Below are 12,054 nucleotides of genomic sequence, written 5' to 3'. Positions count from 1 at the left end.
ATTTATAAATGAGATATTTCATCTCATCTTGATCGGCTGGGACAAATTAATTGTCTCAGCCTTTATTATTATATTGGTAGTATTTTTAAAGAACCACTACTCAATTTATTGAGTTAGTGGTTCTTACACATGAGTTTATACTCAGGTGTTCCATTTTTGAAAATCAGTGGTTCTTAACCATCAACATGAATTTCAAATCAGATGAAGCCACTATTAGTTTTAGTCCAGTTTGACAAAGTATGACGACGAAGCCTTTTTAACATTTGAGTATATAATCATAAAAATTAGGAATGGGCATACGAAGTCAAATTTCACTTTTACTTTCGTATACCCATTCTCTAAAACTACTTTAAAATTTTTCTATTACTTGATCGACATGACGTTTTCTATATGGCATCTCATCTTGTAAATCTGTGAGATACAAGAAACCAACGAGTTGTTCATCATCTCTCACATTAAATATCGACCTTATTTCAGGTGTGAATATATATGCTGGTGATTTCCAACACGTGCCAATACCCGCTTCATGCAACAATAACATTAAATTTTGTGCGAAGGCTCCAAATGCCATGTTATTCTCTAAATCTTCTCGTTGTCTAGGGTCTCTTTTTAAAATTAAGGCAAGCATGCCACCTAGATTTGTAACAGTGTTATAATGATTTTCTTGTTTTTTATCTAAATTAGGAAACGCAACTTCTGAGAGTTGTTTACTCATAGGACCTAAGCGTTCTTTAGCAATATGAATCACTCTCCAAGGCTCTCTCATGCCATGATTGGGGGCATCTGTTGCTTGCTGTATCGCTTGGTATAGTGCGTTATCATCTATTATCATATCTCTTTTAAAAATCTTAATACTTCTACGATGTGCAATTGCATCTTGTAGTTCCATGGATTATCGCCCTTTCATTAGTGATAATTATTTTCAATTATAAATCAGGCGACCACTATTTTCAAACTACTCGTATAATTTAATTTGTTGTTTTAATGCTTCAACATGAATTTGGCCAGGCGCTTTTGGTGCGTCTAAGCAACCATATGAAACTGATCCTCCAAACAAACCCTGAGCAGTTCTTGAAATTAATCCAAGCTTAGACATGGCTATACCAACAACATTTTGGGAAACCGTGTCTGAACTCTCTGACATTGCATTTAATAGATTCAAGACATCTTGTTTATCATGAGGCATAACAGCTACTTTTAAATAATCTGGTTCAAGTTGATGCATTTTATAATATAAGCGTTTTAATACTTCCAATTTAGGCGTTTTTTTAAAGTTATGCTGCGATAATACAACTTCTAAATTTTTGCGATGCGCTGATTCTATTAATGACTGATATTTTTCTATTGGCATCATTTCTTCATATTCAATATCTATCATATCAATATAATCTAATGGAATTATTTTTTCTAGCGCATTTAAGTATTTATCATTTGCTAATTGACCCTCTCCACCTTGAGTCTTCGTTCGATAAGTTACTAACAATTTTTTATTTAAGTTTAAATTGTGTATATCTTCAGCAATTTTTGCTACATACGTCTCATCAAAAACTGACCACTGGTCTATTCTTAATTCTATAATATCTATAGAGGCTTGATATTGTTTTAAATCTTCAATTGTAACTTGTTCGAGTTCATTTTCAGGTGCAATTGTAACAGCTATATCAACTTTGGCCATGTTTAAACTTCCTTTTACTTTAGTAATATTTAAATTATTGTATAACAATTTCTAAAAATAATACAATTAAAAAACATATAAATTACTCCGTGAAATGATTTAAATTATTTTTCTTGGGTAAACATGAATTAGAAGTTTTTTAGGAGGTCATAAAATGGCAGTAAATTATGAAACGAAAGCAACAAATACAGGTGGACGTAATGGTCACGTTCAAACTGACGATAAAGCAATTGACGTAGCAATTGTACCACCAGCTCAAGCTGATGCTGAAAAAGGTACAAACCCAGAGCAATTGTTTGCAGCAGGTTATGCTTCATGTTTTAATGGCGCATTTGATTTAATCTTAAAACAAAATAAAGTGAGAGGCGCTGAGCCAGAAGTTACTTTAACAGTACGTTTAGAAGATGACCCTGAAGCTGAAAGCCCTAAATTAAGTGTCTCAATTGACGCAAAAGTCAAAAATGTATTATCTCAAGAAGAAGCTGAGAAATATTTACAAGATGCACACGAATTTTGTCCATACTCAAAAGCTACACGTGGCAACATTGATGTTGACTTAAATGTAGCAGTTGTTGACTAATATATTCCCCCGAAAAATTCTTAATTGAACTTTCGGGGGCTTTTTTTGTTTTTTTATTCCTGGTGTACAATCTAAATGCTTTAATGCTTAATAAATGTTTAGTTAGTTGTCTCTTTAATCTTTACTATGAAATAAGATATAAGCAATCAACACTGCAAAAGAAATCAGGATTAGCACTCCCAGTGAAACTATAATAGTTATTAAAGCTCCCACAATATATGCCTCCATTCACATTTATGTGCCTTGCTATATTATACCACAATTATCATATGCCTATATTTTACTTAATATATTTATTAAGATGATTTTTTACGTTTATAAAAAGTTATTCTTTTTCATACTGAATTGAAAATGTCCACATATTTTTGCAAAAAATTAAAGATAGTATTGCTCAAATAAATTATTTCCTTTAATATTATAATTAAATTGGCAAACGAGAACTATTCATCCATTATAAAAAATACTTTGCAGAGGTTAGGAGGCATTGAATGACGCAAATTCGCTATTTAACAACTGAAGATTTTTCTATTTATAAATCCTTGTTACTGCAAGGCATTAATAAAGAACTCGAAGTATTAGCCTGGAAATTACAAAATGAGAAATGCTTAAATGATACAGATTTACACAACCTACTATCCACAGACTCAACAGATTGTATCGTTCTTGGCGCTTTTGAACAGGATATACTAATGGGCGCTGTTACACTAATTCATCATCAAACTTATAGCTTGTCTCATAAAGCAACTTTAGAAAATATGTGTGTTAAAGATGAAAATCAAGCATCTAAAGAACAAATTTCAAATTTGCTTATGCGCCAAATATTTAAAATTTGTAATGAAAAAGAGATTGAAATATTAATGACTTCGCTTATTTCAAATAACATCAGTGGCAAGGTCTTTTTTAGTAACTTAAATTTTGAAACACTTGTATTAGAACAGCATGCTAGAAAATATGATAATTATTATGTAGATGAGCATTGGCTTATTTATCATTTCGATGGTAATGACAGTGACTTATTTGTTTAATAGTAATGATTGGTAAATCGTTGACATAGGGTAACTAAATCTCTATTTCGTAATTAATTTTAAATGCAAACTGATAGGTTGTTTGCTATTTCAAAGAGACTAATTAATATAGTCCAAATCTATTAATCTTTAAAATGACTTGCAATTATATTGCTAAACAAATATTATTTTTGTTAAGTGCTATTTTATTAATAAATATTTTATTCATCTTATTATTTAAGAGAGGGCTGAACATTTTGAAATATGCTACAACATTATTATCACTGTTCTTGTCATTAATCACACTTGCTACTCCATTATTAGTAGTTAATAAAGTTTTAGAGGGTAATCTGCCAATATTAGCCGGCGGACTATTTATCCTAGGCGTTATTTTAATTAATATATATGCAGGCATACGTGGTGATCGTATTGCTAATATATTTGCACTATGTGTCTCTATCTTTTCATTCGTTTTATTAAGCTATCCTTTATGGAAACCTTTTGTAATTAGTTTTTTATAATACCAATAAATACCCTACTTAATTTATAGAAGCTTTATGATTACTTTGTTTGTAATCATAAAGCTTTTTATAGTTTCTTAATGTAATAAATATAACTTTATACATTTTTAATTTTACAAATTTTCTGAAAACGCTATAATATATAAAACAAGGGGGAGAACACTATGAATTTAGCACTATTAGGTTTTATCATGATTATTATTTTTATGATATTAATCATGACACGCAAAATGTCTGCATTAACAGCTTTAATTGTTTTACCAACGATTTTCGCTTTGATTGGTGGTTTCTATGCTGGTCTAGGAAAATTTATGCTGGAAGGAATAGAAACAGTTGCACCGACTGGGATTATGCTTACATTTGCTATTCTCTACTTCGGAGTTATGATTGATGCAGGTTTATTTGAACCTGTAATTAACCAAATCATTAAAGTAGTCAAAGGGGATCCAGTTAAAATTGCATTTGGTACTGTAATCTTAGCTTCAATGGTAGCATTGGATGGAGACGGTACAACTACGTTTATCATCACAGTAACAGCAATGATGCCACTTTATAAAAAAATTGGCATGAGCTTATACACTCTGTCAACACTCGCACTTTTGTCCATCGGGGTTATGAATATGTTACCTTGGGGAGGACCAACAGCACGAGCTATTTCCTCATTACAAGTAACAACTGAAGAGGTATTTATTCCTATAATACCTGCAATGGTAGCAGGTGTTATTTTTGCTTTCGGCGTTGCATTCATACTAGGAAAACGTGCCAAAAAACACATTACTTCATATAGCGATATAGATTTAAATGACGTTAAACCAGAAATTACAACTGAAGATTCATTGTTAAAAAGACCAAAAATGCTTATACCAAATGCAATACTTACAATTTCACTCATTGTCTGTTTGGTAATTGGTATATTGCCAATCCCAGTAATGTTCATGCTTTGGTTTGGAGCAGCAATTTTATTAAATTATCCAAATCTTAGTATTCAAAATTCTGTGGTAAAAAAACATGCAGGAGACGTTCTATCAGTTATCAGTTTAGTATTTGCCTCGGGTATCTTTACAGGCGTAATGAACGGTACAAAAATGGTTAACGAAATGGCAAACGCCTTAGTTAGCATTATTCCTGATGCTTTGGGTAATCATTTTGCATTAATAACTGCCATATTAAGTGGACCATTTACATACTTCATGGCAAACGACCCATTTTATTACGGCGTACTACCTATCCTTGCTGAATCTGCACAACAATTTGGAATTTCGAAAGTTGATATGGCGAGAGCATCCGTTTTAGGTCAACCATTACATGTGCTTAGTCCTTTATATGCCGCAGGTTATTTACTAGTCGGTATGCTTGATATTGAATACGGACAAAATCAAAGGATCGTTATAAAATGGGCTGCAGGATCCAGCTTATTTATGATATTTGTGGCGTGTATTTTAGGTATTATACCGTGGTAACATCATATTAAACTTTTAAAAATAAATTATAAAATGAGGGCTATGTCACCTATCTAAAAATGATAGATGACATAGCCCCATTTTTGGTGAGTAGTATCGTTATGCAAGACCATAATTGGTGTCAGACCATATTTATGGTAGCACATCCTACATACCGCCACTGCAACTTTTTTAAAATTTATATTCAATTATAAACTTAGATAACAATAAAAATACTTCACTAGAAATAAATTTATATTATGCAAACCGTTTGATTTATGTTTTACATGGGTAAAAGTTAACGTCGGATTTACAATATTGAGGAGTGTTTTTATGAATCAAATTAATGAATGTAATTATATCAATCCTTCTAAAGTTTCACTTGATTGGGAATGCTTTGTACTAAGCAAAAGTGACATGGAATTAGATGGATTGCCAAAGGAACTCATTAATTCTTGGATGGCAAAAAACATCATTGAACCTTTTTCTATCAGAAACAACGAGATTAATTTTAAAACAACAGATATAAAAGCCGCTTTAGAAAAACAAAATTGGTATTATGACAATTAAAGTTTAGTTAGCTAACTCTATATTATTTCGATATAAACTTAATGCTCGTTTTGCAGAAGCTAAAACTTCATGATCAAAATAATTACTATAGAAATACGAATTTAATACAATAAAACTTGTTTCATTTTTCGGAAAATTTTTGTCGCCTGTAATATTATGCGCAAGTTGTCCGAGTGGCGTATCATCTTCTATAAAATCGATTACAAAATCGTAAAATGTCATAAGCATTACCTCGATTATCTATATTTTAATCGTTACAGTCTTTTCCAAATGTGAGCGTTTGTTTAATCATAACAAATAATAATGTTTTGTCTATCACGATACATTTATAAATTTAAATGTTTTTTAATTAAATACTGCTATGACAATATTTAATTTGGATTGTAAAATTTACAAAGTTTTTTTAATTTAATGTTAATTTCATAAATTAAACTAAAGGTAGGGATATTTATATAACCGTATAGATCCCCCTACCTTTTTAACATGTCTAATAAATCCTTTTATCTTGGAAATAAAAAAGCTGTGAAGCAATCTAAAATGATAGATTACTTCACAGCTCATATACTTATATTTTAATTGTGTTTATACTAACACATTACCATTTTGATCTGCTGGTTTAAATAGTGTTAATATTGCACCTATAATAGCTAATATTTGTGGAATTCCAGTCCAACAAAAGACCAAGAATAATAAGCCCATTGCTGTTTTTCTAGCATAAAATTTGTGAATTCCAAAGCTACCTAAAAAAACGGCTAAAACAATGTAAATAACTTTATTTACTTCATTCATATTTAATCTCCTAACTTATTTATATTGACTTAATTATACATCAAACTATTTAATAAATTAAATAATGTTACATATTATCATAATATACTTTAAAATATGCTTGCTCTAATTTCAAAATATTCGAATAACTATTAGGCATAATTTCAAGGCTTAATTCGATAAACTTGTCTAAAACTAAATTGATCAAGTGTACATTATATTTATCCTCTTTAAACTTTTGTTTGATTTGTTGAATCATTGTATTTTCTTCTAAGAGCACCAGTGCACGTCCATAAGTTTTATCTACTTTACCTCTTTGAAAAGCTGGCTCTAAATAATTAAGTATGTCATCTACACTACTATACGTTTCAAGCCCTGTTTGGATATGCAAATGAATTTTGTCAGCAATTTCTCTTATTCTCTCATCTTCTTGTTTATTTTTTGGCATTAAACTTTCGCGAATCAAATTTTTTTGTTCAACAATATCATTTTCTACTTGATTATATAACTCAACAAAATCACTAACACTTTTCGACTTTAATGTTTCTATCTTTTGTTCAATCTGTGTAAAGCTACTGTCATATTCTTTCATTATTATCCCTCTTTTCATGCTTCAAATAATTAAATACCCTTATTTATTATCCAATCTTTAATAAATGAAACTTTAAAATTCTTCCTATATGAGATTGTAAATTAGTGATAAGATGTTTATATTACAAGATTAAATATAACTACAGTTAATTTTTTATGATTCACATAAATTTTGCACAAATATGATAGTTTCATGAGTGCATACACATAAAAAGGAGGTGTAGTATTTTGAATCTACATTTCATGGTTGTTTTTTGGCTATCAGTAATTTTCTTAATTTGTGGTATTGGCGCACTTATCGCATACAAAGTAAGAGGATCACAACAAGCTAAAGAATCTTTACTTGGCGTTACAGTCATGCTGATTGTTTTTGGTGTTGTTGGTATACTATTCTCATTAATATTAAGTTAAAACATAAAATTGAATTTTTAAGAAGAACCAATAAACTATACTTCGAAAAACTTTATATCATTTCTTAACGTGAATTAATCGACGTAAAATTCTTAATATAGTTCTAAGAATAATTTCAGAGAATAAGTTAATATTGTTTTATTTGCGAACAAGACAGAAATCAATTTTAATTTTTTGATTGTTGTCCTGTTCTTTTTTACTATAAGCAAACTGCTTTTCCTATTATTTTAAACTTCACCTTTTAATCTAAAAGAAAGGTATAAATGATTAACATTACTAAAGCTAAAACAAAGAAATAAATAAAACGTTGTAAAGTGCGTCTCTTTTCATGACGTATCTCATCTTTGGCATAATTTTTATTTTGATGTAATCTAGTGTTAATAAATAAAAACGGCATTGTTGCTAAAAATGCAAAAATAAGACTTAATATCATAATAATAACTATGTTCATAGGCTCACCTCTATAAAAACATTGTTTACTCAATTCTTATTCCCTGTATTTTGTACTTTAATGAAAATTAATCAAAGATATTGGAAGTAGCATTATAGCTTTATGATTTATAATTAAATTAATTTCTAATCAACTCGATAAAAATTTTAAAAGGAGGCACCAATTTGAATTTAACTTACTTACCACAATGGACAGTAATTAATCAAAGCCAAAAACAATTTGTTATACAAGAGGATGAAACTTCCATTTCAATAGTTAGTCCTATAAATGACTATGCCATGGGTATCTTAAGCCAGGTATCTTTTGATATTGAACAAGGCACAGTAATAAACTATAAAGTAGAAAACAACAGCAAATCTTTAATTATTGATATCGATGAATTAAAGAAACATTTGATAATTAAGGACATTTAAAATACTATATTTTGAACATAGATCTATGAGTAGTATTAGATTTATATTTTCACTTATTAGTGTAATTAACGGGTATAATGTTTATAACATGAGTTATTTTTTATCTAATATAAGATGGGTGAGTGATTCGAATGAAATTCTTCAGAAATTTATTGTTACTCGTATCTGGTGTATTAGTCGTCCGTGCATTATTATTAAGTATTGATAATTCAACTAACGAAAAAATAGAAAACAAAGTTAGCGTTCAAGATAAGCAAAAATAATAAATTAATATTAATTTAACTAACAATCATTATAAAGAATTATAATGATTGTTAGTGTTATATCTGAGGATTTATTTTATATTTTTAAAGAGAGGTTATTATGCATCATTTAAAAACTAAAATTGAAAATTACCAAATTTACTTATATTTTACTGCCATATTACTTGCTATAATAACGGGATTAACGTCAACGCATTTAATTAAATTACTTGAATCGGTCATCCCTATTTTTATTGGAATTTTAATGTTTAGTATGTTCTCACAGATTCCTTTTTTAAAATTACATAAAAACGCTCTAAGCGGCAAATTTATTATGGCATTAGTATTATCAAACTTTATACTTATTCCTATCTTAGTTTATTGTTTAATTCAGTTATTCAATATTACTTCTCCTGCTATATTAATAGGTCTAATGCTCGTATTGTTGACGCCCTGTATTGACTATGTAATTGTCTTCACCTCATTAGGCAAAGGAAACGCGCAATATATGTTAATTTCTACACCTATTTTATTTATTTTACAAATTATCTTATTGCCCTTGTACTTTGCTATCTTTAATAGCAAAAACACCTTTTACTTCATTGATTTAGCACCGTTTATTCAATCATTTATCACTTTTATTGTCCTACCATTTGTAATTGCTGCACTACTACAATATTTTAGTAAACGCATTTTGATCATAGAGAAAACGCTAAAAATTACTGCATGGTTGCCAGAAATATTTATGTCTTTCGTACTTTTTACAGTCATTGCTTCTCAAATACATAAAATCACTCATGATTTAAGCGTCATAGCTACCGTTATCCCTATCTATATCCTATTTATGATTATCGCTCCATTCATTGGATATCTGTCAGGAAAACTATTCGCATTAGAAACTACGACTTTACGAACATTAGCCTTTAGTTCAAGTACAAGAAATGCTTTGGTTGTATTACCTTTAGCACTCTCATTACCAGATAGCTGGGTAACAGTTACAACAACTGTGATTATCACACAAACGTTGGTTGAATTAATAGGAGAAGTTTTTTATATAAAAATAATACCTAAATTTATCAAGTAAGATTTTCCGTGGCATCTATATAGAAAACATGAGACGTTCTCAGATATAAAAAAGTTTTTTTATGTATTAAAAATTACATATCATACAACTAAAACATTTGTTATAATAGATATCAATCGTAAAATATTACCTTTTGATTTAAAAACATCGTATAAGTTAATATTTTAATACGTTTGGCTATGAATTCATTATGTTTCATATTGAAATTAAACAAAGGAGTGGATGTTTTGAAGAAATTTATTTTAGTTTTTTTAGGGGTAATAGGTACAGCATTTTTAATCAAACCATTATTAACAGTTGTAGTTGATGACGAAGATGAAAGTGTTGATGAAGATCGAACAAATGAACAGTTTTAAACTTAACTATTTATAAATACAATAAGTTAATTATTAATAGTTTCAAAAGCGCCGACAAATTCTTAAGATTTTGTTGGTTTTTTATTTTGCTATTTTTAAGCACAATTCAAATATTGTTATTTTGTGTAATTTTACTATAAAATAGATATATAGTTTCACTTTTTAATGTTTATGTATTCCCTTAATTTACTATAGCTTAATGCCCTCTACACTTGTGAAATTTCTAAATTTGAGGTGATTTTATGCAAATACTAAGAAAAGTTAATGACGATGACACTCTTTTATATTATGTAAAAACTGACTTAGGTTTAATTATTAAAATTAAAGGTAATTCCTCTTTAAATAATGCCGAAACAAAACAAATGTTGATTGATGTAGCCAATGAAATGGATGATAAATTGAGAAGAAATATTGAATAAATAATAATTTCTATACTCTATATATTCAAAACTTATTGATCGCTTATAAACTAGTACCTTTTTATTGTTTTATAAATTCATTTCTATAAATTATTTACTGCTTAATTTATTAATATCATAAGCAAATTATAAAAGAAGCACTGCAAAATTCTCTTAGAGATTAAATCAAAAAAAGCGCCACCCTTTAAGAATGGCGCAAATCTCGAAAATATAATCCACACTAGAGTTTGGAGGACTTCTTGTGCTTATTAATATATACCCATAAATTATTTAATAAAAACATAAATAACTAATTTTACACTAAATTACTTAGTTTCATTTATTAATGCTGTACATTCATTTTAATGACCCTAATAATATAAACTTTGCTGTTTCAAAAAAAAATTAAATGAATTCAATCATACTGTTGGAAAACAAATTAATAAAAAGTTATCCTATATATAAAGCATTAAATGAAATGAGTTATTGAATAAGCGTTATTCGTAGTAATAATTTACAACGCATTTCTATTTAGTTAGTAGTAAAGAAAATAGAAATGTTTTCAATAAAAAGGGTGATGAAATGGAAGTACTACGTAAAGTCTATAAGGACGATGAGCCAGTCTATCATGTAAAAACTGACAAAGGGTCAGTTATTAGAATTAAAGGTTCAGACGAGCTAACAGACCAAGAAACTGAAGAACTATTAACACTTGTATCTCAAGATATTGATAAAATGAAAAAATAAACCATTACATTTTATAGGCTACTACAGAAAGTATAATGCAGAAACTTATTAGGTGTATGTTTAAAGCAAGGGGCAATTAAACTATAAAACGCCTGTATAAGACAAAAATACATTAACAGTAGTGATATAACGAGATAAAAACTTAATAATACGTTTCTAATAATTTCAAGAATAGTAACACATATGAAATGCGTGAATATGAAACCTAAACATAGTTTTAGATTTCGAATTCACGCATTTCACTTTATGTTATCAGATTATTAATGGTTTAAATGCATTTGAAAAGTTATATGAGGGATATTATCTTCTAAATAAACATCTGAGACACTTTCAAAACCAAATGACTCATAAAATGACTTTAGGTATGCTTGGCCGGATATTCTAACCTGTGTTTGCTTATAGCTTTCTTTAATCTTATTTAATGTTGCCTGCACAATTTCTCTACCATAATTAGACTTTCTATACTTTTCTACTACTAGTACCCTACCAAAAGTTATATAAGATGGATGCTCAATAATACGGCTATATGCAACGATTTCTTCTCCCTTTTTAAGCATTACATGCAAAGTATTTAAATCAAATTCATCTACTTCTTGATATATACAATTTTGCTCAACTATGAATACATCGACTCTAGCTTGAAAAACTTTAATCAATTCTATATTCGACATTTCTTTTGTGTGCTTAATAACTAATTCCATCTTATATTCCTCCAATAAATAAAAAGTACTAGATTTATACGATTCTTTTTAAACGAGAACACGTAGCATAAATCTAGCACTATTAACGAAAACATGAAAGAAT

Annotated in this window: 19 protein-coding genes; 12 read left to right on the top strand and 7 right to left on the bottom strand. The window is 28.8% G+C overall.

What is annotated here, in order from left to right; translation table 11 throughout:
- Positions 1–349 precede the first annotated feature (349 nt).
- Both BTM19_RS08415 and aroD read right to left on the bottom strand, forming a co-directional pair.
- A complete protein-coding gene (locus BTM19_RS08415; protein WP_029377601.1) occupies positions 350–889 on the bottom strand; it encodes a nitroreductase family protein in 540 nt (179 codons plus the stop codon).
- A 66-nt stretch (positions 890–955) separates the two neighbouring features.
- Positions 956–1,675 (bottom strand): type I 3-dehydroquinate dehydratase, encoded by a 720-nt coding sequence (gene aroD, locus BTM19_RS08410; RefSeq protein ID WP_069796689.1) that lies wholly within the window; start codon positions 1,673–1,675, stop codon positions 956–958.
- Between the two features lie 154 nt (positions 1,676–1,829).
- Here aroD and BTM19_RS08405 point away from each other — a divergent pair, with 154 nt between their 5' ends.
- The 5 genes from BTM19_RS08405 to BTM19_RS08385 all read left to right on the top strand — a co-directional run bounded on the left by BTM19_RS08405 (position 1,830) and on the right by BTM19_RS08385 (position 5,789).
- The gene (locus BTM19_RS08405) at positions 1,830–2,255 is read left to right on the top strand and encodes an organic hydroperoxide resistance protein (protein WP_029377603.1); all 426 of its coding nucleotides are present in this window, start codon (positions 1,830–1,832) and stop codon (positions 2,253–2,255) included.
- Between the two features lie 488 nt (positions 2,256–2,743).
- Positions 2,744–3,280 (top strand): GNAT family N-acetyltransferase, encoded by a 537-nt coding sequence (locus BTM19_RS08400; protein WP_029377604.1) that lies wholly within the window; start codon positions 2,744–2,746, stop codon positions 3,278–3,280.
- A 236-nt stretch (positions 3,281–3,516) separates the two neighbouring features.
- A complete protein-coding gene (locus tag BTM19_RS08395) occupies positions 3,517–3,780 on the top strand; it encodes a hypothetical protein (RefSeq protein ID WP_029377605.1) in 264 nt (87 codons plus the stop codon).
- A 164-nt stretch (positions 3,781–3,944) separates the two neighbouring features.
- Complete coding sequence (locus tag BTM19_RS08390; RefSeq protein ID WP_029377606.1) at positions 3,945–5,240, top strand: CitMHS family transporter; 1,296 nt, start codon at positions 3,945–3,947, stop codon at positions 5,238–5,240.
- 312 nt (positions 5,241–5,552) lie between these two features.
- On the top strand, positions 5,553–5,789 hold the full coding sequence (locus tag BTM19_RS08385) for a hypothetical protein (protein ID WP_029377607.1): 237 nt from the start codon (positions 5,553–5,555) through the stop codon (positions 5,787–5,789).
- 3 nt (positions 5,790–5,792) lie between these two features.
- On the opposite strand, the gene BTM19_RS08380 is transcribed toward BTM19_RS08385, so the two are convergent.
- The 3 genes from BTM19_RS08380 to BTM19_RS08370 form a co-directional block, all read right to left on the bottom strand.
- Positions 5,793–6,011 (bottom strand): YozE family protein, encoded by a 219-nt coding sequence (locus BTM19_RS08380; protein ID WP_029377608.1) that lies wholly within the window; start codon positions 6,009–6,011, stop codon positions 5,793–5,795.
- Between the two features lie 360 nt (positions 6,012–6,371).
- Positions 6,372–6,578, bottom strand: coding sequence for a TM2 domain-containing protein (locus BTM19_RS08375; RefSeq protein WP_029377609.1), 207 nt, complete (start codon positions 6,576–6,578; stop codon positions 6,372–6,374).
- 67 nt (positions 6,579–6,645) lie between these two features.
- Entirely contained in the window at positions 6,646–7,149 is a 504-nt protein-coding gene (locus BTM19_RS08370) for a hypothetical protein (protein ID WP_038678174.1), read from the bottom strand.
- Between the two features lie 227 nt (positions 7,150–7,376).
- Here BTM19_RS08370 and tsaT point away from each other — a divergent pair, with 227 nt between their 5' ends.
- A complete protein-coding gene (gene tsaT, locus BTM19_RS08365; protein ID WP_081224894.1) occupies positions 7,377–7,559 on the top strand; it encodes a type II toxin-antitoxin system toxin TsaT in 183 nt (60 codons plus the stop codon).
- A gap of 241 nt (positions 7,560–7,800) precedes the next feature.
- Here the strand turns inward: tsaT and BTM19_RS08360 are convergent, their stop codons facing one another.
- Positions 7,801–8,010: a hypothetical protein gene (locus BTM19_RS08360; RefSeq protein WP_029377612.1), complete on the bottom strand. Its 210-nt coding sequence runs from the start codon at positions 8,008–8,010 to the stop codon at positions 7,801–7,803.
- 164 nt (positions 8,011–8,174) lie between these two features.
- On the opposite strand from BTM19_RS08360, the gene BTM19_RS08355 reads away from it, so the two are divergent.
- The 6 genes from BTM19_RS08355 (at position 8,175) to vraX (ending at position 11,250) form a co-directional block, all read left to right on the top strand.
- Positions 8,175–8,423, top strand: coding sequence for a hypothetical protein (locus BTM19_RS08355; RefSeq protein WP_038678172.1), 249 nt, complete (start codon positions 8,175–8,177; stop codon positions 8,421–8,423).
- 131 nt (positions 8,424–8,554) lie between these two features.
- Positions 8,555–8,686, top strand: coding sequence for a hypothetical protein (locus BTM19_RS13175; RefSeq protein ID WP_255200682.1), 132 nt, complete (start codon positions 8,555–8,557; stop codon positions 8,684–8,686).
- A gap of 100 nt (positions 8,687–8,786) precedes the next feature.
- Positions 8,787–9,749, top strand: a complete 963-nt coding sequence (locus BTM19_RS08350; RefSeq protein WP_029377614.1) for an arsenic resistance protein — start codon at positions 8,787–8,789, stop codon at positions 9,747–9,749.
- A 227-nt stretch (positions 9,750–9,976) separates the two neighbouring features.
- Positions 9,977–10,105, top strand: a complete 129-nt coding sequence (locus tag BTM19_RS13170) for a hypothetical protein (RefSeq protein WP_255201477.1) — start codon at positions 9,977–9,979, stop codon at positions 10,103–10,105.
- A gap of 242 nt (positions 10,106–10,347) precedes the next feature.
- Positions 10,348–10,524, top strand: coding sequence for a hypothetical protein (locus BTM19_RS13090; RefSeq protein WP_172606472.1), 177 nt, complete (start codon positions 10,348–10,350; stop codon positions 10,522–10,524).
- 561 nt (positions 10,525–11,085) lie between these two features.
- On the top strand, positions 11,086–11,250 hold the full coding sequence (gene vraX / locus BTM19_RS12960) for a C1q-binding complement inhibitor VraX (RefSeq protein ID WP_017722413.1): 165 nt from the start codon (positions 11,086–11,088) through the stop codon (positions 11,248–11,250).
- A gap of 260 nt (positions 11,251–11,510) precedes the next feature.
- On the opposite strand, the gene BTM19_RS08345 is transcribed toward vraX, so the two are convergent.
- A complete protein-coding gene (locus BTM19_RS08345) occupies positions 11,511–11,951 on the bottom strand; it encodes a GNAT family N-acetyltransferase (protein WP_029377615.1) in 441 nt (146 codons plus the stop codon).
- Between the last annotated feature and the right edge of the window lie 103 nt (positions 11,952–12,054).

The sequence above is a fragment of the Staphylococcus xylosus genome (assembly GCF_002732165.1).
Lineage (GTDB): Bacteria > Bacillota > Bacilli > Staphylococcales > Staphylococcaceae > Staphylococcus > Staphylococcus xylosus.
Note: the sequence above shows the minus strand (reverse complement) of the source record. Positions and strands in the feature narration are given on the sequence as shown.